Annotated in this window: 23 protein-coding genes and 1 riboswitch; of the genes, 9 read left to right on the top strand and 14 right to left on the bottom strand. The window is 60.3% G+C overall.

Features of this window, described 5'->3' with window-relative positions; translation table 11 throughout:
* Window positions 1-51: 51 nt before the first annotated feature.
* The 4 genes from IEY12_RS13290 to IEY12_RS13275 form a co-directional block, all read right to left on the bottom strand.
* Window positions 52-1,224, bottom strand: a complete 1,173-nt coding sequence (locus tag IEY12_RS13290; protein ID WP_229871336.1) for an MBL fold metallo-hydrolase — start codon at window positions 1,222-1,224, stop codon at window positions 52-54.
* Window positions 1,225-1,465: 241 nt separating this feature from the next.
* Window positions 1,466-1,741, bottom strand: a complete 276-nt coding sequence (locus IEY12_RS13285; protein ID WP_188884148.1) for a hypothetical protein — start codon at window positions 1,739-1,741, stop codon at window positions 1,466-1,468.
* Window positions 1,742-1,811: 70 nt separating this feature from the next.
* The gene (locus tag IEY12_RS13280) at window positions 1,812-2,231 is read right to left on the bottom strand and encodes a transcription initiation factor IIB family protein (protein ID WP_229871334.1); all 420 of its coding nucleotides are present in this window, start codon (window positions 2,229-2,231) and stop codon (window positions 1,812-1,814) included.
* Window positions 2,232-2,903: 672 nt separating this feature from the next.
* Window positions 2,904-3,317, bottom strand: a complete 414-nt coding sequence (locus IEY12_RS13275; protein WP_188884147.1) for a MarR family transcriptional regulator — start codon at window positions 3,315-3,317, stop codon at window positions 2,904-2,906.
* A gap of 128 nt (window positions 3,318-3,445) precedes the next feature.
* On the opposite strand from IEY12_RS13275, the gene IEY12_RS13270 reads away from it, so the two are divergent.
* Window positions 3,446-3,994, top strand: coding sequence for a DUF8170 family protein (locus IEY12_RS13270; RefSeq protein WP_188884146.1), 549 nt, complete (start codon window positions 3,446-3,448; stop codon window positions 3,992-3,994).
* Between the two features lie 73 nt (window positions 3,995-4,067).
* Here the strand turns inward: IEY12_RS13270 and IEY12_RS13265 are convergent, their stop codons facing one another.
* The 3 genes from IEY12_RS13265 to IEY12_RS13255 all read right to left on the bottom strand — a co-directional run bounded on the left by IEY12_RS13265 (window position 4,068) and on the right by IEY12_RS13255 (window position 6,356).
* On the bottom strand, window positions 4,068-4,883 hold the full coding sequence (locus IEY12_RS13265; protein ID WP_188884145.1) for a hypothetical protein: 816 nt from the start codon (window positions 4,881-4,883) through the stop codon (window positions 4,068-4,070).
* A 90-nt stretch (window positions 4,884-4,973) separates the two neighbouring features.
* Window positions 4,974-5,921, bottom strand: coding sequence for an ArdC-like ssDNA-binding domain-containing protein (locus IEY12_RS13260; RefSeq protein WP_188884144.1), 948 nt, complete (start codon window positions 5,919-5,921; stop codon window positions 4,974-4,976).
* A gap of 87 nt (window positions 5,922-6,008) precedes the next feature.
* Window positions 6,009-6,356 carry a DUF8013 domain-containing protein gene (locus IEY12_RS13255; protein ID WP_188884143.1) on the bottom strand — a complete coding sequence of 116 codons (348 nt, stop codon included), beginning with the start codon at window positions 6,354-6,356 and terminating at the stop codon, window positions 6,009-6,011.
* A gap of 184 nt (window positions 6,357-6,540) precedes the next feature.
* Window positions 6,541-6,605: riboswitch (Fluoride riboswitch) on the top strand.
* Window positions 6,606-6,613: 8 nt separating this feature from the next.
* Between IEY12_RS13255 and IEY12_RS13250 the strand changes: the two genes are divergently transcribed.
* Together IEY12_RS13250 and crcB are read left to right on the top strand one after the other, a co-directional pair.
* Window positions 6,614-7,027, top strand: a complete 414-nt coding sequence (locus IEY12_RS13250; protein ID WP_188884142.1) for a fluoride efflux transporter FluC — start codon at window positions 6,614-6,616, stop codon at window positions 7,025-7,027.
* Window positions 7,027-7,368: a fluoride efflux transporter CrcB gene (gene crcB, locus IEY12_RS13245; RefSeq protein ID WP_188884141.1), complete on the top strand. Its 342-nt coding sequence runs from the start codon at window positions 7,027-7,029 to the stop codon at window positions 7,366-7,368. Before IEY12_RS13250 ends, crcB begins: the two co-directional genes overlap by 1 nt.
* A gap of 137 nt (window positions 7,369-7,505) precedes the next feature.
* On the opposite strand, the gene IEY12_RS13240 is transcribed toward crcB, so the two are convergent.
* The gene (locus IEY12_RS13240) at window positions 7,506-8,723 is read right to left on the bottom strand and encodes a homing endonuclease associated repeat-containing protein (RefSeq protein WP_188884140.1); all 1,218 of its coding nucleotides are present in this window, start codon (window positions 8,721-8,723) and stop codon (window positions 7,506-7,508) included.
* Window positions 8,724-9,082: 359 nt separating this feature from the next.
* Here IEY12_RS13240 and IEY12_RS13235 point away from each other — a divergent pair, with 359 nt between their 5' ends.
* From IEY12_RS13235 to IEY12_RS13225, 3 genes are read left to right on the top strand one after another with little or no spacing between them, the layout of a single operon-like run.
* Window positions 9,083-9,481: an ArsR/SmtB family transcription factor gene (locus tag IEY12_RS13235; RefSeq protein ID WP_188884139.1), complete on the top strand. Its 399-nt coding sequence runs from the start codon at window positions 9,083-9,085 to the stop codon at window positions 9,479-9,481.
* Complete coding sequence (gene arsB, locus IEY12_RS13230) at window positions 9,474-10,637, top strand: ACR3 family arsenite efflux transporter (protein ID WP_188884138.1); 1,164 nt, start codon at window positions 9,474-9,476, stop codon at window positions 10,635-10,637. Before IEY12_RS13235 ends, arsB begins: the two co-directional genes overlap by 8 nt.
* Window positions 10,638-10,645: 8 nt before the next feature.
* A complete protein-coding gene (locus IEY12_RS13225; RefSeq protein ID WP_188884137.1) occupies window positions 10,646-11,092 on the top strand; it encodes a low molecular weight phosphatase family protein in 447 nt (148 codons plus the stop codon).
* A gap of 13 nt (window positions 11,093-11,105) precedes the next feature.
* On the opposite strand, the gene IEY12_RS13220 is transcribed toward IEY12_RS13225, so the two are convergent.
* On the bottom strand, window positions 11,106-11,321 hold the full coding sequence (locus tag IEY12_RS13220; protein WP_188884136.1) for a DUF8129 domain-containing protein: 216 nt from the start codon (window positions 11,319-11,321) through the stop codon (window positions 11,106-11,108).
* Between the two features lie 132 nt (window positions 11,322-11,453).
* Between IEY12_RS13220 and IEY12_RS13215 the strand changes: the two genes are divergently transcribed.
* Entirely contained in the window at window positions 11,454-11,660 is a 207-nt protein-coding gene (locus tag IEY12_RS13215; protein ID WP_188884135.1) for a heavy-metal-associated domain-containing protein, read from the top strand.
* Here the strand turns inward: IEY12_RS13215 and IEY12_RS13210 are convergent.
* Entirely contained in the window at window positions 11,657-13,933 is a 2,277-nt protein-coding gene (locus tag IEY12_RS13210) for a heavy metal translocating P-type ATPase (RefSeq protein ID WP_188884134.1), read from the bottom strand. The genes IEY12_RS13215 and IEY12_RS13210 overlap by 4 nt on opposite strands.
* 131 nt (window positions 13,934-14,064) lie before the next feature.
* On the opposite strand from IEY12_RS13210, the gene IEY12_RS13205 reads away from it, so the two are divergent.
* Window positions 14,065-14,619 carry an ArsR/SmtB family transcription factor gene (locus IEY12_RS13205; RefSeq protein WP_188884133.1) on the top strand — a complete coding sequence of 185 codons (555 nt, stop codon included), beginning with the start codon at window positions 14,065-14,067 and terminating at the stop codon, window positions 14,617-14,619.
* 58 nt (window positions 14,620-14,677) lie between these two features.
* Here IEY12_RS13205 and lpdA read toward each other — a convergent pair whose 3' ends face one another.
* Complete coding sequence (gene lpdA / locus IEY12_RS13200) at window positions 14,678-16,054, bottom strand: dihydrolipoyl dehydrogenase (protein ID WP_188884132.1); 1,377 nt, start codon at window positions 16,052-16,054, stop codon at window positions 14,678-14,680.
* A gap of 117 nt (window positions 16,055-16,171) precedes the next feature.
* Window positions 16,172-17,626: a mercury(II) reductase gene (gene merA, locus IEY12_RS13195; RefSeq protein ID WP_188884131.1), complete on the bottom strand. Its 1,455-nt coding sequence runs from the start codon at window positions 17,624-17,626 to the stop codon at window positions 16,172-16,174.
* Between the two features lie 78 nt (window positions 17,627-17,704).
* On the opposite strand from merA, the gene IEY12_RS13190 reads away from it, so the two are divergent.
* The gene (locus IEY12_RS13190; RefSeq protein ID WP_188884130.1) at window positions 17,705-18,049 is read left to right on the top strand and encodes a winged helix-turn-helix transcriptional regulator; all 345 of its coding nucleotides are present in this window, start codon (window positions 17,705-17,707) and stop codon (window positions 18,047-18,049) included.
* Window positions 18,050-18,105: 56 nt separating this feature from the next.
* Here IEY12_RS13190 and IEY12_RS13185 read toward each other — a convergent pair whose 3' ends face one another.
* Window positions 18,106-18,417, bottom strand: a complete 312-nt coding sequence (locus IEY12_RS13185) for a hypothetical protein (RefSeq protein WP_188884129.1) — start codon at window positions 18,415-18,417, stop codon at window positions 18,106-18,108.
* A 97-nt stretch (window positions 18,418-18,514) separates the two neighbouring features.
* Window positions 18,515-19,675 carry a hypothetical protein gene (locus IEY12_RS13180; RefSeq protein ID WP_188884128.1) on the bottom strand — a complete coding sequence of 387 codons (1,161 nt, stop codon included), beginning with the start codon at window positions 19,673-19,675 and terminating at the stop codon, window positions 18,515-18,517.
* Window positions 19,676-19,684 lie beyond the last annotated feature (9 nt).

Here is a 19,684-nt window from a genome sequence, read left to right as displayed (position 1 = left end):
TTCCTTCCGAAAGATGCCTCGATAAGCCGCCGCTATCACGCGGTTTCTCGCTTAACTAAAGACGGATGTATGCAGGGTAATCGTCTCATTGGGCGGGAGTGTGACGCCGTCGGGAATCGTATACGTATGGTCAGCGCTGTCGGCGACTGTCCACCCACCCAGGTCGAGTGTGGCGTTGCCGGTATTCTTGAAGACGACGTATTCGGCCGTTGCCGGCTGGCCCTCCGGGGCGTTGGCTTGGACGTCGACGACGTCGAGCGTCGTCGGATCAACACCACCATCAGCGACGGTCGTCGTGCTGTCCGTACTCGTCGTCGTGGTCGGTGCCTGCCAGTCACCACTCCCACGGAGGACTGCCCGAATCTCGACGCCTGTCAATGTGCCTGGCTCGATTGGCTCGCCGTCGCGAAGCGCCATCGGGTCAGTCGGTGCGGCCTGCTGAGTCTTGACCGTGACTGTGGTGCCATTGCTCGTCAAGACGATCGTGCCGTGTGTCGCCGTCCAATACGTCGGGAGATCGCGCGCTGCGAGCCGTTCAAGCGTTTCGGTGGCCGGATGGCCGTATTGGTTGTTCCAGCCGCTCGAAACGATGACGGCTTTCGGTGACGCCACGTCGAGTAGCGCGGTTCCGGTGCTGGACGCACTGCCGTGATGGCCGGCTTTGAGCACCGTCACGTTCAACCGGTCGCCATAGGTGTTGACGAGGTACTCCTCTTCGGCCTGCTCGGCATCACCAGTAAGGAGGAAGCTTGTCTGGCCGAAGCCGAGTTTGAGCACGATACTGTTCTCGTTTCGAGCCCCGTCCTCGAGGTAGGGTTCGGGCGGCCCTAGGACGGAGACGTTCACACCCTTGAAGGGAATCTGGTCGCCGGCACGCGTCTCGTAGAGCGTGACGTTGTACTGCTCGACGGCGTCGAGATATGCCTGATACGTCTGTGTGCTCGCCGCAATACCCGGATCATAGACGGCGCCGATTCCGTTCGCTTGCGTCTCGTAGTACTCGATGACTTGGGCGTTGCCGCCGATGTGGTCGGCGTCATTGTGGGAGGTCACCAGATAGTCGATCCGCGTGATGTTGTGCGCTTTCAGGTACTCGAGGACGTACTCGCCGTCATCGCGATAATGCCCCGTATCGACGAGCATCGTCTCACCGGACGGCCCGACGATCAGCGTGCTCACAGATTGGCCGACGTTGATGAAGTGGACGTCGACCGAGCCGTTCACCGTCTGTGTTTGGACACCGGTCGTCGACTGCTGTGTCGCCGTCAGCGAGTTCTCCTGTAGTCCACCACCAGCACAGCCCGCGAGGAGGACGAGCGCGACGACAGCGAGGACCACAACCGGACGCCTGCGTTCCATACTCTGCCCTCTCGGCGCCCCGCCAAGAGCCTAGTGGCCTTCAGCTAACCATCGAATAGTCGTCCTGGCTTTTCGAAGCCGGACAAAGATACCCAGCTACCGAGATCTAGAACTCTGCGACAGGCGACGGATTTTCCCCAACATATCTCTCCGCGTAGTCGACAGCAGCGTCTAGATCGTCGAAGAAGTGGGTGTGCTCGTCATTTTCGTCAGCTGGATGCTGTACCGCCCACTCTTTGTCTGTAATGTCCTCCATTCCGGTCCCCTCGACGCCGTACACGACGACTTCTGCATTGGTTTCCGTGTTTCGCCAACCACGTTCAGCGTTCGTATACTCGCTTCCACTCAGGACGTCTGCAGAGAGTTCCTGCCAATTGCTCATATTGGGTGGTTTCCTTGAATCAACTTAAGACTACGTTCCGCTACCGGCCGTCCACAACCCGGACAGTGCCTTACTGGAGTTCGTTACGGAGTGTATCGCGATGCCCGCGAACTGTGTTGGCCGCGACACCGGCGACGTCGGCGACCGCGGCCTGCGTGAGTCGATAGTCAGCCCGCTGTGCAGCCTGATAGAGGCAGGCTGCCGCGAATCCCGGCGGTGACGCACCGTGGACGATTTGTGTCTCTTCAGCCCGCTCTGCGAGCGTCCGCGCCTGTCGCCGAACCGCGTCCGGAACGTCGAGACTGGAGGCGAGACGTGGGAGATACGCATGAGGCTGCATCGGCTGGGCTGGCAGTCCGAGTTCCTCGTTCAGGGTTGCGTAGGCGTTGGTCACGCGATTCTCGCCGACGCGTGCGGCCGCGACGACGTCCGCGAGTGGGAGGGTTCGGCCGTTGCACCGGCAGGCGGCATAGACGCTCGCCGCTGCCACCGCCTCTACGACGTCGACACCACCCTATGAGTCAGTCCGCCACTCCGCCGCTCGCCACCTGCACCGTCTGTGGCGCGACCGGCCTCCCCGAACGCATCGTCGAACACACCTGCACCACCTTCGACGCCAATCCCGGTTCCGACTGACCCCATAGACACTCGGTGATGTTGGGTTTTGGTTGAACTCTGTCTCGCCACATAACTGACTCAAATAGTTCACTCTGATTTCTACCGCATTACTTGTAGAACCCGTATCGCCCGTACTATCCGAGTTACCCGTATCGCCTACATCGAACGAAACGGGCGCAACAGACGAGTAAGCGACCTCTACGATAGTTATCCGTCTGGCTTTGTTGAAATCCTTTAAATTTGACATTGGGAAGGCTGCCTCTTCCGACCGGATCAGACGGATCCGCTACGAAACTGGCTTTTCAGCAAACCACAAGACGGCAAGAGGGTTTCAACAGAGCCATCCGTCTCTAATACCCGATAACGACATCTACTCTATCCCTGAAATCGGTGACCCGCTGCACAAGTAAGGAAGGTCGCGATTCAGTGAAGCCAAGCTTGGGGGTGAGAACTGGCTCATTACTTACAGAGAGACGAGTTTCAGGAGCTGGCGGCTGACTACAAAATCGAAACTGGTGGCTAATTTCGACCGAACGCTCGGGCGTTACGCGTCTTCCGGACGTGGGGCGTTCTCGTATTTGACCATCTTCTCGGGCTTGTCTGAGATGGTCTTGTAGATTTGTTGGAGCGTCTCCTCTGCTGCGAGGAGATTGTGGTCGTCGAGGAACTCCCGGCCGTTTTCGGTGAGCCCGTAGAACTTCCACGGGTAGCCCTGTCGGCGCTGGTCATCGTCCAGGGCGACTTCCTTGACGATACCGGCGTCGATGAGCTTCTGGACGTGCTTGTAGACGGTGGCCTCGCTCACGCTGGGGTTGAGCTCCTCGAGTTCGTACATCGAGGGGAGCTGCTCGGGGTGCTGGAGGATGTTGTTGATCAGCGCGAACCGCGTCTGTTGGGTGACGAAGTGAACGAGTTCGCGGGATTCCATCCCCTCAGCAGTCCCCAGGTCGGTACTCATACGACACGATACACGGCCTAGGGGCAAGTAGTTTACCCTTGGGTAAATCACTCTGGCGTAAACCGCGTCTGATTAAGCTGGTGATTTACTCCGTAAACCATATCGTACGGCACTGAGAGGAAGCATATATGTCCGACGAGGAACCGCCCGTCCCCGAGGAAGTCCTCACCAGTGCGAAGGACCAACTCGACGACGAGGAGATCTCGCTGGCGGACAACGAAGAGATTCTCCACGCGCTGAGCGAACTGACTCCCGTCTACGAAAACGAGCGCTCATACTTCGTGCTGGGCAACTACGACCGGGAGCCGATTCGGCGGCTGAACCTCGTGGTCGACCGCCTCAACCGCCGGCAAGACGCCTACGCCTTCCGGATGGTCGACATCCGTGGTGAGTGGGACAACAGCATCCAGAAGTTCTGCCTCATCGCCGACATCGTGACCTACCTCGTCGGCGTCGCCGAGAAGGAACCGAGTGACTTCCTCGTCGAGCAGGGCCTCCTCGTCGGCACGACAGAGTTCTTCTCGAAGAGCCATGTTCTCAAGCGGGAGTACGAGGACGAAGAGCACCCCTTCGGCTGGATGCAGGACGGCGTCTTCGAGCTGTTCGACCGGGAGGGACGGCTGTATCCCTGGCAGACCGAGAAGGAGCTTGTTGAAGCGGCAGAAGACCTTCCGTGACGACGACGAGACCGCGACTGCCTGCGTTAACCAACGACAGTGGTGAAAAGGCTGTTCTGTTGGTTAATCAGGGTCAGTCCGCATCAGTCGGGAGTCGGCCATCTGGTCGGGGAACACGGCCCCGTTTGATCTCGTGATCGACGCGACGCTTGCAGCCGTCTTCGGGTGAGCGCTGCTGCCGGTCGGGACAGGAACACGACTCGTCGATGACGTCGACTTCGTACTGGCTCCCGGAGGTGGAGTGTACCTCGTAGCGGCCACCGTTCGAGAGGAGTGAGACGTCCATTGCTTCGGCGACGGCACGCTTCGTGCGGGGCCCGAGATCATCCCGTGACTCTGCGTTCTCGTCGACGACCAGTCGGTCGCGAACGTCGCCCGTTCGGCCTCCGTCCGGTGCGACGGCTTCCGCAGGGCCACTGAGCCGCTCGTGGAGCACTTCCTCCACCGGATGGCCTTCCGGCCACAGGTAGTGGACTTCGCGGCGCTCGCGATGGTCGTAGGAGCCGCACGCGGCTGCGCACCCAGTCCAGACGCGCCAGGCACCCAGCGCGGCCATCACGTCGACGATGTCGCGGGGAACCGTCTGGTGGTCGTCCGGGAAGAACACCCGGAAGCGGGTACACGCCTCCTGCGGCGGGACGGTCTCCCACCAGTCTTCGCTGGAGCTCCAGCTGTCGTACATCGCATCGTCGCTCCCGTAGCCGACGGTTACGCCGTCGATCGGCGTCCAGTCCGCCGGGAGGTGATCTGCCTCTCCTTCAAGCACCCGGAGAACGGCGTATCGGAGGTATTCGTGGGCTTGGTTGTCTGTCGTACGAGCGACCTGGTCGTGCTGCTCGGCAACGTGCTCGGCTTCCTCGAGGACCGTCGTGAGATAGGGTTCAGTCATCGTTCGACGGAGGTCTGAATGCGCCTCCGCCCCTCGGCGGGCGCTGAAAAACTTAGCCAACAGAACGGAAGGGATCCATCACTCTGTTGGTTAACTATGTTGGGACGAGGATTCGCTTTCGAGCACGTCGATGAGCTCTTCTGCTGTGGAACTGATCCGTCCGAGCCGCTCGCGAACGACCTCGGAATCGTCCGACTCCCACGCAGCGAGGTAGAACGCCGATCCGCTCGTGTCGAGCCCGCAGTACCGCCCAACGACGTACGCGACGGCTTCGGCCTCGACTTCGCGTTTTGCCCGCTCGGTGTCGTCGTCGACGTCGAAGTGGAGCAGAGCGTGCGCGTACTCGTGAATCAGCGTCCGCGCGAGGTCGGCCTCGTTCTCCCGATCACGCACCTCGACGAGCGGCTGAACGTCGACGAGGCTCAGCTGCTCGCAGATGCCCTTCGCCTCGCCGTGGGTCCACTCCTCGGCTGGAACGATCCGCACCGTCACGCCGAGGTCGTCAGCGGCGTCAGTCAACTGCTCGACGAGGTCGCCGGCGTCCCCGGTCGCTTCCGTGTCCAGGTCGGGAAGCGGCTCGCCCTCGGTCTGGGAGATGTCGAACACCGGCGCGGGCTTGAACCCGACCAGGCCCTCGGACCACTCCTCGGGCGGCGTCTCGTCGTACTCACAGCCGCTATCCTCGTGGTAGCTCGGCGAGTTCTCGCATTCCGGGCACTGCTTGGTAATGATCGGTGCCCAGATCCAGATGGCCGACTCACCCTCCGTGACGTGGCGGTCGAACTCCTCCTGCCACGTCCGGTAGCCTGCAACCCGGCTCGCCTCGGGACACTGCCGCTTGATGAGGAGCGTGTTCCGGTAGGAGTAGTCGTGAAAGCGACTCTGGACGTCAAGCCACTCCTGGAACTCTTCGCTGGCCTGCGCGTCGTCGACGCCGGCGACGAGGTCGTCGATCCACTGTTCGATAGTGCTGTTCATCTCGTCGGATCGCGTGTCGGTCTGGTCGAAGGAGACCGACGAGTCTCTGGTCGTAGACATTGTGTTCACCGAATCGAGTTCACGGCGACTGCAACAGTTCAGACCGCGCCGCACCCCTCAGGGGCGTTCAAAAAACCGCTCTGTCGGTCAGCGGAGCTCGTGGCGTTCGTCAGCAAAGCCGACCGTAACGAGGTACTCGAGGAACTCGTCGAACCGCTCAACGTCGCTAGGCGTGTCGGTCGCAAGGTGACGCGCCCACTCGATGGCCCACTGGAAGGCGGGATCCGTGCCGCCCTTGCCGTGAATGTACCACCACCGGGCCGATTTCAGCACGACCAACGGATTCGTCGGCGGCTGCTCACCGGCGAGCCCACGGGTGATGGACTCGATTTCGTCGGGCGCGTCGGCGGAATCGACCTCTGCTGATTGCGTGTTGTCGATATCGACCGGGATGTCGTCGATCGAGACGTTGTCAGGACGCTGTTGTTGACTCACTGGAAGTCACCTCTGAGGGCTCTCGAAGGAGCCCTCGCCCTCTCTGGGGGCACGAAAAACAGTCGAATCAGACGCCCTCTATTGGCCACTCCCAACGGTGATTTACGCCGACACCCAGTTCTCAGCGGTCATTCAATATTCTGGAGAACGGTGCGTTTATCTGTCCGTTCACCGGAGACAGAAGTGAAACACGGGCGATGGAGTCCGCCTTCCCCAACCGCCGATACGGCTGATGACTCCTATTTCCGGTTCGTCAGATGCTACGGAGACAACTCATTCGGCACGGGGAAGCGATCGTATTGATTGCACTTGGTGGAATCGTCGGTGCGAATCTTCGATACGCTGTCGGGGCAGCAGCGGGTGACGCACTCTTGGTCACACTCCTCGTCAACACCATCGGGAGCTTCGGACTCGGGATACTCCTCTTCGATGCTCGAGCAGATGGTTTCCTCACGAAACGGCTGCGCTATGTCTTCGGAACGGGCTTCTTCGCTTCATTTACAACCTACAGCACGTTCGTGGCCGACATTGCGTTGACCACACCGGAACTTGCAGTCCCCTATATTATCGCCAGTTACGCATCCGGATTTGGTGGCGTACTCGCCAGTCGAAAAATCGTGGCTACAACGTCTACTACTGCAATTCAGCCTCCAACACCGGGTGATGATTAATGGAGATTCTCCTCATCAGTATTGGCGGGGCAGTCGGTGCAGTCCTGCGTTATGTGGTCGGGCAGCTGATTGACAACACGTCGTTCCCGTGGGCCACCCTCGTCGTAAACACGCTCGGGAGCTTCATCCTGGGCTCAGTCATTTTTGGGGTAAGTGATTCCGACATCCTCCTCTTGGTGAGTGTCGGATTCTGTGGGGCGTTCACGACATTCTCGTCGTTTAGCTTTCAGACTGTTAGCCTCTGGGAGCAGGGCGAACAGAGAGATGCATTCATGAATGCGCTCGGCAATCTGACCGTCTCTCTGCTTGCATTTGGAGCTGCGTGGCTTCTCATATCCTAAGTACTGAGAAACCCCCGCTTACCAGTCGACTCGGGAAGATCGGGAAGAAAATAGAACTCCATCTACGTCACGCCGGCGGGAGGTAGACGCTTTGCTGGACGGCGATTTGATTCGAACTGAGCGTAGAACTTCGCTTGTTAGTCAACTACTGGTTGGACTGGCAGCCGTTCAAGGCGGCGATGGCACGGGATACAGAGAGTCAGCAGGTTACTCGGTACATCTGCATCGTCGACCGACTGATCTGGGTCGTTGTAGAACCGGCGTCGAGGAATCCGGTGGTGAACCGGGAGATCACGTCCGAACCTCTCGCGGTGAGCTTCGCGGCCCATACCGCAGCGCAGACAGGACTCGTTGTCACGGGTGATGATCTCCTCACGAATCTGTGGCCAGTTTGAGCCAAACGGAACTATCTCAGTATCTGACTGACGGTAGTTTTCTAAATAGTCCGGATCGGCCGCTTGAAGGGCCGTTCGCCACGTTCCGAATTCACGCTGATACGGTTTGATAGTGAACTTTCCGTGTTCGTTCATTTCCGTCGTTGTCGGTGGGCGGCCCAGATCATCCGCGACAGCCCGTAGTTCGGCTAATAACTCCTCTCGTGGGATTCGCCACCGCTGATTCGGCTCGAAGCCGGCAGCTCGGAGAGCTTCATTCCACGAACCGAATCGCTCCTGATAGACCGCTGCACTCCATTTCCCTTGGTTCCGCATCTCATCCTTCCGAGGGACATGGCCTAGCTCTGCGGCGAGACTGTTGAGTTCCGATATTAGATGTTCCTCGCTCACATCCCATACGGAGTGGACTTCTAACCCGGCCTGTCGAAGAGCACGATTCCAGGTTCCAAAAGCTCGCTTGTACGAATTCGAGGTGTAGGGGCCACTCCGGTCCATTTCATCTGTTGTGGGCGGTCGACCTAGATTATCAGCGAACCCCTGTAAGGCAGTAATGAGTGTCTCTTCGGAGAGGTTCATTTCGACGTTCGGTTCAAAACCGGCCGCCCGTAGTGCTGCATTCCACCCTCCAAATCGCTTGCAGTATGTCTTCACCGAATACTCTCCATGAGTACCGTATTCGCGCTCTGACGGAGCTCCCCCTACGATGTCGGCAACCGATTTGAGATCTGCGAGAAGATCCTCTTGGGGGGTCGGTGGCCGTCCGTTTGGGTCGTTCGTTCCGGTTTGAAGTCCGGCAGCCTCGAGTGCGTTATTCCACGATCCGAACCGATTCCCGTACGTCTTCGAAGCATGAGGCCCCGAATCGTCCATCTCACTCTGCGACGGGGGACGATCGAGTTCCTCAGCGAACTTCTGGAGCCGATTGAGGAGCTCCTCCTCCGAGTACAGCTTCTTGTCCATAATTTCTGATGCGGTAGTCACTCAGTTTGGTCCCGGCTCGCTATTTGAATGTCCGTACTGGTCTCTGTGATGCGTCATCCTATCGATAATGGCCTGTGTCTATGATCGGGGCGGCAGGGCCACAGGTTGCAGCCCCGCGCCCTCTCAGGGGCACCAACAACAGGCTGGAAGCGCTATTAACCAACAAATGGCTATACACACCAGATGTTGGTTAATCGTTTCACCCGATTGACTGGCTATGAGTGTCTTTAGAAATGAGTCAAGTATCCTATCCACAGAGATGGAATATGGCTCGGAATGAGCCGCATAAGGGACATTAATCGGAAGTCTTACTTGAGAGTATATTCAATTCGATTACGATGGCACAAGGGACGGAACGACTTCGACGCTATCTCGACGACGAACTTGAGGAGTGTCGCAGCGAGGACGTCGAGCGCCGACTCGACGAGCTCAGCACCCTCGAAGCAGCACTCGGGACTGCGCAGGTAGAGGCTGAGCTCGATGTGCTCTCGGCACTCTCCAACGAGACACGGTATACGCTCGTCCGTGTGCTCGTTGCCGCACAAGAGGAACTCTGCGTCTGTGAGTTGAATGCGGTCGTTGACGTGACCGAGAGCGGGCTCAGCCACGCGCTCTCGAAACTCGTCGATGCAGGCCTGGTCGACGGCCGGAAGGACGGCCGGTGGAAGAAGTACCGCGCTACCAACCGGGCTGTCGCGCTCGTCACTGTCCTCGAGGGGAGCGTGACCGATGAGTAACGTCGATGCCCACGACCACGGCCCCAACTGTGACTGTGAGAGCTGTGGCGACCCGCGGTCGATGGACTTTCTCGATAAGTACCTCACCGTCTGGATTTTCGGCGCGATGGCGATCGGCGTCGGGCTCGGCTTCGTCGCCCCCTCGGTGACCCAACCGATTCAGAACTTCCATCTCGTCGAGATCGGCCTCATTGCGATGATGTATCCGCCACTGGCGAAGGCCGATTACTCGCAACTTCGGACCGTCTTCAGCAACTGGCGGGTGCTCGGTCTCAGTCTCATCCAGAACTGGCTGATCGGTCCGACACTGATGTTTGGGCTCGCTGTGGTCTTTTTCAGTGGGCTCGTGCCCGGCCTGCCAGCGCGGCCCGAATACTTCCTTGGACTCGTGTTCATCGGGATGGCGCGCTGCATCGCCATGGTCCTGGTCTGGAACGAACTCGCGGAGGGCTCGACCGAATACGTGACGGGGCTGGTTGCGTTCAACAGCCTCTTCCAAATCGTCACCTACGGCGTCTACGTCTGGTTCTTTGCGCTCTTCCTCCCGCCGCTACTGGGAATGGAGTCACTCGTCGCCGGCATCACGACGTTCGACATCACGCCGATGCAGGTGTTCGAGGCGATCGTCATCTTCCTCGGGATTCCGTTCGCCAGCGGGTTCCTCACCCGGTATGTCGGCACTCGCGCCAAAAGCGAAGCGTGGTACGACGACGAGTTCGTCCCGAAGATCGACCCGCTGACGCTCGTTGCGCTCCTGTTCACGGTAATCGTGATGTTCGCCACGCAGGGCGGCAACATCGTCGCCTCGCCTGGTGACGTTCTCCTGATCGCGGTGCCGCTGACGATCTACTTTGTCGTGATGTTCTTGGTGAGCTTCGGGATGGGGCGGGGAGTCGGTGCGGACTACTCGACGACGACGGCCATCGGATTCACGGCAGCGTCAAACAACTTCGAGCTCGCAATCGCTGTTGCTGTCGCGGTGTTCGGCGTTGGCTCGGGCGTCGCGTTCGCGACCGTCGTCGGCCCACTAATCGAGGTCCCCGTCCTGCTCGCGCTGGTCAACGTCGCGCTGTACTTCCAGCGGAAGTTCGACTGGGGTGGCTTCGATACTGGGGGCCTCGATTCATCCGCACCTGAGCCGACGACTGATGATTAACCACAAAAATGTCATCCAACACTGAAGCAGACGACCCGATTCGTATCGCCTTTATGTGCGTCCAGAACGCTGGCCGCTCACAGATGTCCACGGCCTTCGCAGAACGCGAACGAGAACGACGTGGCCTCGAGGACCGTGTCGAAATCCTCACTGGAGGCACCCACCCGGCCAACCATGTGCACGACGAAGTCGTTGATGTGATGGACGAAGTGGGATTTGATCTCTCTGACCGGATCCCCCGTGAGATCACGCTGGACGAACTGCGCTCCTGCGACTACGTCGCCACGATGGGTTGTTCGACGCTCGACGTCGGCGATGTCGGTGCGGACGTCGATGTTCGTGATTGGGCGCTGGAGGATCCTGATGGACAGGAGCTCGATCAGGTACATGAGATTCGTGACGAAATCGAACAGCGGGTTATCTCGCTGTTCGATGAGTTCAGCTCAGCTGAGTAACCCGTCCTGAGTATCACTCTTCGCCCTCACGCAGCTCTTCGGCCTTCCACTTGAGCCGGCGCAGAATCTGCGTCCGATTCTGGTGGGCGTTCTCGTAGGCAACACACTCCCGGAGCGTCTCCATATCGGGAATCGTCGCGATCCCCGCCTCGATTAGGCGTGTGTTCGGCGCTTCCAGCCGCTTCTCTGGAGGGAATTCGTTACTCTCTTCGTCGTCAGTGGTTCCCATCTCAAAAAGCCTCCACCCCTTTGGGGCTGCCACAAACAACTCTCCGGACGATGACGCCCCACCTCTAATAGAGATAAAACCGATACAACGGTTACCGTAATGGTCATCCCCCGCGAGTGTCTACAGGCCCGTATGGAGCGAAAGACGATCGCCGTCATCGGGATGTCGTGCAACGGGTGCGAACAGAACGTGGAAACCGCCTTGCGAAACCTCGATGGTGTGAATCGGGTTGAGGCCGACCACGAAGCTGACACGGTCGACGTGGTCCTCGAGGATGGAGTCTCAGACGACGACGTGAACGTGGCAATCGAACAGGCTGGCTACGACGTAAAGGCTTAATCGGCTGTCACTCGGCCGTCTCCACGCTCGCCGTCGGTGCGTTCTTCTAGGGCGAACTCGGTGTTGACACCCTCACCGGAGAGGAGTTGACCAGCGAAGCTGTTGGCGAGGACGGCTGAGACGGACAACACCATCGCGAGCATCGCGAACACGGGATGAACAAGCCCCGTGGTCGCGGCGGCGACACCGGCCCCGTTGAACGCGAAGGCCGTCGCGAGGTTCTGACGGGTCTTCCGGTAGCTCTCGTTCCCGATCTCGTAGGCGTCCATCACGCCACCAAGCCGGTCGCCCATCAGGACGATATCCGCCGATTCGATGGCGATGTCGGTCCCGGCGCCGATGGCGATCCCGATATCGGCCTGCGTGAGTGCGGGAGCGTCGTTGATGCCGTCGCCGACCATCGCTACGCGGTGACCCTCGTCCTGCAGGCGACCAATCTCTTCGCGTTTCTCGTCGGGCAGCACGTCTGCCATAACGCGGTCGATGCCGACCTCGTCGGCGACCGCGTTCGCGGTGCGCTCGTTGTCCCCGGTGATCATCACGGGCGTGATGCCGGCGTCGTGAATCCGCCGGATGGTCTCGGCGGCGTCTGCTTTGATTTCGTCGCCGATGCCGATCAGGCCGATCAGGTCACCATCATGGACGACCCCGGAGACGGTGAGCCCGCGGCCCTGGAGTCGCTCGATGTCGTCGCCCCCCTTCGACAGGTCGATCCCCTCTTCGCTAAGCCATCCCGGTTTCCCGACCAGCACGTCGTCGCTGGCCACGGTTGCCCGGACGCCCTTGCCGGTCACGGAGTCGAAATCATCGGGGTCAGCGTACTCGACATCTTGCTCGTCGGCGAACTCGAGGATCGCATCTGCGAGAGGATGCTCGGAGAACGCCTCTGCACTGGCCGCAGTCGTGAGTACATCCACCTCGTCGGCACCGAACGCGACGACCTCACTGACGGCGGGTTCGCCGACGGTGATGGTGCCGGTCTTGTCCAACACGATATGGTCGACATCGGGGAAGATCTGGAAGGCGTCGCCCGACCGCATCAGGATGCCGCGGTTCGCGGCCTTCCCGCCGCCCCGGATCAGGGCCAGCGGTGTCGCCATCCCGAGCGCGCATGGATAACCAAGGACGAGGACGGCCAGCGCTGCGAACGCCCCGCGCTGGACATTGGGGTCTGCCCCCCACGCGAGCGGTGCGACCACCCAGAAGAGGAACGAGAGCGCGGCAATCGTCAAGACACCTGGGACGAAGTACTTGAGGACGCGGTCGGCGAGCTGGATGATGCCGGGCTTCATCGCCCGCGCCTCTTCGATCTCGCGGGCCACCTGATTCAGGAACGCGTCCTCGCCGGTTGCAGTTACCTCAATGAGCAGGGTCCCGGTTTCGTTGACGCTGCCACCGATCACCGTGTCGCCGCCCGTTTTCTCCTCGGGGATGGACTCGCCGGTGGCGACTGACTCGTCGACGGTGGACTCTCCCTCGACGACCGTCCCATCGACAGGGATGTTCTCGCCAGGCTTGACCCGGACGTAGTCGCCGACGTCGAGGTCGTCGAGGGAGACTTCCTCGACGTCACCGTCATCACTGACGCGGCGTGCCGTGTCGGGCTGGAGGTCGAGCAGGTTCTGGACGGCCTGGGAGGCGCGCGTGCGGACGATGAGGCTGGTGTACTCCGAGAGGATGTGGTAGGTGGTGATAAACACGGAGACGGCAAAGAAGTGGACGGTCGGGAAGCTCGGGAAGACGAACAGGCCGAGTAACCCGCCGAGGAGCCCGGCGAACGCGCCCGCTTCCAGGAGGACGTGCTGGTTGAAAATACCCCGGCGTACGCTCTGGAAGGCTTTCTCTTTGATGTAGCGGCCGGGCCCGAACATCGTCCCGAGCGCCAGTCCCAAGCTCACTATATCCATCGCGAGAGATGCTGACTCGAAGCGCCCCATCACGAGAATCATCCACCCCATCAGGGCAGCGACCACGATAGATGCGCCACCTGCGAGGAGGAGGCGGCGCTTGCCGTCGGCGAGTTCGGCCTGCTGTTGCTCATACCGCTTCGCTTTGTCCGGGTCGCGGATGGTGTACCCGAGGTCCCGGAGCGTGTCCTTCACTTCGACCTCACTCAGCAGGTCGTTGTCGTATTCGACGAGAACTTCCTCGTGGGCGAGACTCACGTCGACGTCCTCGACACCATCGGTTCGGCTGTAGGCCTTCTTGATGCTCTCGGCACAGAACGAGCAGGACATTCCCCCGACGTTGAATTGTTCGTGTGTCGTTCCCATCGTGGATGGTGGTTACCGTGCGACGCGGATAACCATTACGACGATAGTTATAGCGGTCTCGATGTTATACTACCACTGTCGGGTGAGTGGCGTTACTCTTACTGTCGTTGTCCGTCTACCTCCTCACAAGAATGGCGCTCCTCGAATCTGACGTGCCGATCCGGGAAGTCGTAACCACCGACCCGGAGAAAGCGAAGGCGCTGGAGAACGATGTCCGGGCGAAGATCCTCGATATGCTCGCGACCGAGGAGATGACGATCGAGGAGATTCACGACGAACTGCATCGTCGCGGCGAGGAGAAGGCGGAAACAACGGTCCGTCACCACGTGAACGTCCTGAAGGACGCCGGGATGGTCGAAATCGCGCGGCTCGAGGAAGCTGGTGGTGGGACACGGAAGTACTACAAGTCGAACACACGGGTCTTCTCGTACGACCTTCCAGAAAGCAGCGGAGAGCAACTTGCTCCGGCGCAGGACACGACTCGTGAAGAGCTAGCTGCGGTGATCCAGACCCTCGCCGAGCAACACGGCGACGAGATCGAGGCCGTAGCCAAGGAGATGAAGCCGTGTGAATACTGCGAAACCCAGCACTACGAGGAGTTCGTCGTTCGAGAACTGCTCAATCGCGCGCTCATCGACCTCGGCGAAACTGGGGAGCTCGACGAACTCTTATCGGCAGCTGAGTGATCGATTTCGCGGTGAAATATCGCCTGCTCTGTGACGTAATAACTCGCTTCAAGACGCGTTACGAGGGTTGGTGAACGCCTCCGGCGGCTGAGTTGATGCTCTCGGGGAGCGTGGGGTGGATGTGCATCGTGTCGGCGATCTGGTCGGCGGTCGCGCCGAGTTCGATGGCGAGGATGAGTTCGTGGACGATTTCAGCCCCTTGTTCGCCGACGACGTGCGCACCAAGGAGTTCGTCGGTGTCGGCGTCGGTGACCAGTTTGACGAATCCCTCGGTCTCACCGAGTGCCTTCGGCTTGCCCTGGTCGGCGAAGTCCTGGCGGCCGATGCCCACCTCGTACCCTTCGTCTCGTGCTTCCTGTTCGGTCAGTCCGACGTGGCCGACCTGCGGGTCGGTGAACACCGCCCACGGGACGGTTCGGTTCTCGGTGCTGATCGTTTCGTCTTTCGCGAGGTGTCGATACAGGAGGTCGGCGTCGTCGCGCGCGGAGTGGGTGAACATCGGTGGCCCGCTCACGTCGCCGATGGCGTAGATACCGTCGGCAGTCGTTTCGAAGCTGTCGTCGGTCTCGACGAATCCTCGCTCATCGAGCGACACGTCGACATCTTCGAGGCGGAGACCGTCCGTATTCGGCGTCCGCCCGGTGGCGAGCGCGACGTCTGAGACGGTGACGGCGCCGGCACCATCGGCATCGACTCGGATGCCGGAATCAGTCTCCGACAGTGCCGTCACGGGCGCGTCTGTCTGGACGGTGATTCCTTCGTCTTCGAAGGCGCTCTCGATAACCTCGCTCACCTCGGGATCCTCGTCCGGGAGGAGGCGGTCACCGCGCTGGAAGACGGTGACGTCAGCGCCGAACCGGCTGTACATCTGGGCATACTCGCAGCCGACGTACCCCCCGCCGATGACGGCAAGCGAATCGGGAACTGCGTCAAGCTCGAGCAAATCTGTACTGTCATGGACATCGACGGCGTCGAGACCGTCGATCGGCGGCTTCGCCGGGCGTGCCCCCGTATTGATAATGACCCGGTCGGCCGAGAGTGTCTGGTCGTCGACCTGGACTTCGTGTTGTGACGTGAAGACGCCGTGGCCTTCGATGAAATCGATGTTCTCGTTTTCCTCGACATTTTCGTAGGCGCCCTCACGGATGCTCTCGACGATGTCGTCTTTGCGATCGAGAACCGCTTCCATGTCGGCCTCGATTGCGCTGTCGATGTCGATGCCGAACTCCTCGCTGCGGCGGGCGAGATTCGCGACCTCCGCGCTCCGGAGCATGGTCTTTGTTGGGATACACCCGCGATTGAGACACGTTCCGCCGAGGAGATCCTCCTCGACAAGGGCCGTCTCCATGCCCGAATAGGCACACTTCATCGCGACGGGGAGGCCGGCCATCCCACCCCCGAGCACGAGCAGATCGTAGTCGTATCCGTTACTCATCGCTCTGGCTCCCGATCTGGATTGTATTGTGGTCCGCCGTTGCTTCTCGGGTAGTACATTGAACGAGAATCACTGTATTCTTGGATACGGTCATAATTCGGATAATGTTGGTGGGGATTACTCAACGCAGCAGCTCATTGTGGATGTGTCCCGCCGGAACGCCTGGCAAGCGTGTTTGAACGCTTCGCTGAATGTCGGGAACGGGTGGGTGGTGTCAATAATATCGTCGACGGTGAGGCCGAACTTCACGGCGAGCGTCGCTTCCATAATCATGTCGGCGGCACGGGGGCCGACCATGTGGACGCCGACGATCTCGTTGGTCTCGTGGTGCTTGACGACCTGGACGAGTCCATCAGTGTTCTTGACCGCCTTCGCCCGCGGGACGTCCTCCATCTGGACGGTCCGACACGAACAGGTGCCGTGCTCGTCCATGTATTCGAGTTCGGTCGTGCCAACGGCTGCGACCTCGGGACTGGTGAAGACGACTGCGGGGACCGCATCGTAGTCGATGCTGAGGTCCTCGTCGCCGAAGGCGTTCTTGACGGCGTGGTTGCCCTCCTTGGCGGCGACCGTCTCCAGTTCGGGTTCGCCGATCACGTCGCCCGCAGCGTAGATGTCGGGGTTCGTCGTTTGGAAGTGCTCGTCGACGCGAATGGTTCTGTCGGGATTCGTTTTGACACCTGCCGTATCGAGGCCAATGCCCTCGCTGTTCGGCTGAACGCCGGTCGCGACGAACAGGGCGTCGCCGGTGACTGTCCGTTCGGGGCCGTCGACGGTTGTTTCGATGACCACTCCTGACTGGATCGTTTCGGTACCGCCGTCGGTTGCTGGCGTACGGATGCGTTGGAAGTTGTTGCCGGTGATTACGTTAATTCCTTCCTCCTCGAACGCGCGCTGCATCTCGCGACCAAGTTGCCCTTCCATCCCCGACAGCACGCGCTCGGAGCGCTGAAGGAGGGTCACGTCGACACCCACGCGGTGGAGAATCTGGCCCCATTCGAGCGCGATGTACCCGCCACCGAGCATCACGATACTTTCGGGGAGGTCGCGCTCTTCGAGGATGGTCTCGCTGGTGTAGTAGTCGATGTCGTCTAGGCCGTCAATGGGCGGTGCCCACGGTGAACTTCCAGTCGCGACGAGCGCCCTCTTCCCAGTAATGCGCGCGCCCTCGTCGGCGCCGTCGACGACATCAATAGTCGTGTCGTCCACCAGCTGGCCGTACCCCTCGTAGATGTCGGTCTCGAAGTGCTCGGCGACGTCGATGTAGTTCTCCTGCCGGAACCGTTCGACGAGTTGGTCGGTGCCATCGAGTGCGTCGGCCCAGTCGACAGTCGGTTCCTCGGGGTATCGAACGGCGTCGAAGGGATTCTCCGTCGCTGTGGCACCGCTCTCAGCGACGGCGAGAAGATGCTTGCTCGGGACACAGCCGACGTTCACGCAGGTCCCGCCGATTGGCAAGCCTGTGTTCACCATCGCCGTCGAGAGGTCCCGCCGGCTCGCTTCAGTGATCGCGGCGAAGGCTGCGGCGCCGCCGCCGAGGATCACGAGATCGTATTGAGAGTCGCTCGTCACGTGTACTGCGACTTTACGACGGGAAGCTCTTATACTTCGGAGTCTAAAGCTATGGAGTAAGTTGGAGGCCGCAAAGCTATGGCAGATACCACCTCATCAGCGCCCGTCTGTGATGTCGACGGGACGTGTTACTGTCCGCTCACAGGAGTTATCGATACGTTGAGCCGGAAATACGCGATGCAACTCGTCAGCATTATCGGCGCACACGATTCACTGCGGTTTGCGGAGATCGAGGAGCACCTCCCGACGGCGAGCACGTCCACGATCTCGAAACGTCTCGACGAATTCGAGGAGGCAGGGCTCGTCTCACGGACACAGTACAACGAAATCCCCCCGCGTGTCGAATACGCGTTGACTGATGACGGGGACGAGGTTCGAACGCGATTGGAACCGCTACTCGAGTGGGCAACAGAAAACAGCTGAGATACGGGAATTCACGTCAAGAGAACGTTACTCGATGGGACTCCACTTGAGCCTAGCTAGGCGTCTGGAGATCCTAGCAAAACGAGATTCTGAACAGGGTACGGGTTATTCTCGCCGGCGAACTCGTCCTCAGGGACGTAATGCCAGAGGTGGCCGTCTACCTGGTAGAGAAACGACTCGCCGCCTTCTGCTTCTACTCTCACCCGCTTCCCGACATTATCGTCTTCTTCCCAGCCGATGACGGTCAATGGCTCGACGGGCCATTCAAAGAATTTGACCGAGTCACCAGGCTCCAACTCTTCAAAGGTCTCTATATCCCCCTGCTGTGGCTCTCGCGCGTCGAGAGTCGGATTATGCTCAATAGACATGGTCTCTGGGTGCGCCCCTACTCACTTAATACTGTCAGCAGTGGATTCCAGCCGCTAGAACGGAAGCACGCCTAGCGAATCTTCTCTCCGACTGCTCTTAGCCCATCGCCTCTTGGAACCGCTCACGTAGCGCGTCCTCGCGTTCTTCGAACTGCTCGACTTTCTCCTGCAGGTCGTCGCTGACGCGCTCGATGCTCGCCAGCGCTCGTTCGCCGGCCAGCGACGCCTGTGACCCGTCGTCACCGTCCGCCTCTAGCTGCTGCTGGTAGGCCTGCTCGACGCGCTCGATCGTGCCTTCCGGATTGAACAGGATGTCGTTGGCGATGCGGACGTACTGATCGAGGGATGCCCCCTCTTTCCCCTGGAAGAAGTGGGTGAGGGCGTACGTCGCGCCGGAATGCAGCGTCCACATATCGATCTCGAAGGGGGACGCCGCATTGGCTTCTGCATCGCCGGCGGCACGCTCGGCCAGGTAGTCCGGGAACCCCAGCAGGGTGTAGAACTCCGTGACGGTGAACGGGAGTTCGGAGAAGTCGAGTTCGATGTCCTGGGCGTCCCGGATGAACTCGAAGAGGTCGTCGGCGACGAGTTCGATCTGTGCGAGGAGTTCCTCCCACCAGGTCCGGAAGTTCCGGACGTCGCCGACGTGTTTGATGACCTCCTTGTCGGTGAGCGAGCGCATCGTGTTCGAGCAGTAGCCATCCTGAGCGAACCCTTCCACGTAGACGGCGTGCTCGCCGAAGAAGTCGTAGCCCGACGTGACGCCCATCGTGATCGGGTCCGACCGGCCGGGGAGGCGCACCTCGAGGCCGTCGAACATGATGTCCATATGGACCTCGCCGCCGCCCCGGTAGCGCCGAATCTCGCCGAACATCACCTCGCCCAACGGCGTCTCGTCGATGGTCTCCTCACGGAGGACCTCCTCTAGCGGCCCGTAGACGTCGACCGGGTTGATGATCGCGTACGAGTCTGTGGGAACGTGGAACAGCGGATCCGTCTCCGCGTCTCCATCTCGGGCCTGCTCCCGAGCGCGACTCGGCTCGACGAGCGCGTTGAACCGCTCCGTCTCGACCCACTCGCCGGTGTGTGGATTGCGATACGCGACTGCTGTGTCGACTGCCTGGGGCAGCTCTCGAATCGCCGCACTGAAGCTGATCGGTTCGGGACCAGCGTGTTGCTCGGCGTACCAGTCGGGTAGTTCGGTGTCGGTTCGCCCATCGAGGCCTACGAAGACCGTAGCTGTCTCTGGGTCTTTCATGGATTCCAT

This window comes from Halarchaeum grantii, assembly GCF_014647455.2.
Taxonomy (GTDB): Archaea; Halobacteriota; Halobacteria; order Halobacteriales; family Halobacteriaceae; genus Halarchaeum; species Halarchaeum grantii.
Note: the sequence above shows the minus strand (reverse complement) of the source record. Positions and strands in the feature narration are given on the sequence as shown.

Excerpts from the sequence above, each read along its gene's own strand:
- IEY12_RS13205 (WP_188884133.1), top strand. The coding sequence starts at position 14,065 with ATGGCGCTCCTCGAATCTGACGTGCCGATCCGGGAAGTCGTAACCACC.
- IEY12_RS13185 (WP_188884129.1), bottom strand. The coding sequence starts at position 18,417 with ATGTCTATTGAGCATAATCCGACTCTCGACGCGCGAGAGCCACAGCAG.
- IEY12_RS13235 (WP_188884139.1), top strand. The coding sequence starts at position 9,083 with ATGGCACAAGGGACGGAACGACTTCGACGCTATCTCGACGACGAACTT.
- IEY12_RS13275 (WP_188884147.1), bottom strand. The coding sequence starts at position 3,317 with ATGAGTACCGACCTGGGGACTGCTGAGGGGATGGAATCCCGCGAACTC.
- IEY12_RS13250 (WP_188884142.1), top strand. The coding sequence starts at position 6,614 with ATGCTACGGAGACAACTCATTCGGCACGGGGAAGCGATCGTATTGATT.
- IEY12_RS13260 (WP_188884144.1), bottom strand. The coding sequence starts at position 5,921 with ATGTCTACGACCAGAGACTCGTCGGTCTCCTTCGACCAGACCGACACG.
- IEY12_RS13180 (WP_188884128.1), bottom strand. The coding sequence starts at position 19,675 with ATGAAAGACCCAGAGACAGCTACGGTCTTCGTAGGCCTCGATGGGCGA.
- IEY12_RS13215 (WP_188884135.1), top strand. The coding sequence starts at position 11,454 with ATGGAGCGAAAGACGATCGCCGTCATCGGGATGTCGTGCAACGGGTGC.
- IEY12_RS13285 (WP_188884148.1), bottom strand. The coding sequence starts at position 1,741 with ATGAGCAATTGGCAGGAACTCTCTGCAGACGTCCTGAGTGGAAGCGAG.
- IEY12_RS13270 (WP_188884146.1), top strand. The coding sequence starts at position 3,446 with ATGTCCGACGAGGAACCGCCCGTCCCCGAGGAAGTCCTCACCAGTGCG.
- IEY12_RS13210 (WP_188884134.1), bottom strand. The coding sequence starts at position 13,933 with ATGGGAACGACACACGAACAATTCAACGTCGGGGGAATGTCCTGCTCG.
- IEY12_RS13225 (WP_188884137.1), top strand. The coding sequence starts at position 10,646 with ATGTCATCCAACACTGAAGCAGACGACCCGATTCGTATCGCCTTTATG.
- IEY12_RS13220 (WP_188884136.1), bottom strand. The coding sequence starts at position 11,321 with ATGGGAACCACTGACGACGAAGAGAGTAACGAATTCCCTCCAGAGAAG.
- arsB (WP_188884138.1), top strand. The coding sequence starts at position 9,474 with ATGAGTAACGTCGATGCCCACGACCACGGCCCCAACTGTGACTGTGAG.
- IEY12_RS13265 (WP_188884145.1), bottom strand. The coding sequence starts at position 4,883 with ATGACTGAACCCTATCTCACGACGGTCCTCGAGGAAGCCGAGCACGTT.
- IEY12_RS13240 (WP_188884140.1), bottom strand. The coding sequence starts at position 8,723 with ATGGACAAGAAGCTGTACTCGGAGGAGGAGCTCCTCAATCGGCTCCAG.
- lpdA (WP_188884132.1), bottom strand. The coding sequence starts at position 16,054 with ATGAGTAACGGATACGACTACGATCTGCTCGTGCTCGGGGGTGGGATG.
- crcB (WP_188884141.1), top strand. The coding sequence starts at position 7,027 with ATGGAGATTCTCCTCATCAGTATTGGCGGGGCAGTCGGTGCAGTCCTG.
- IEY12_RS13190 (WP_188884130.1), top strand. The coding sequence starts at position 17,705 with ATGGCAGATACCACCTCATCAGCGCCCGTCTGTGATGTCGACGGGACG.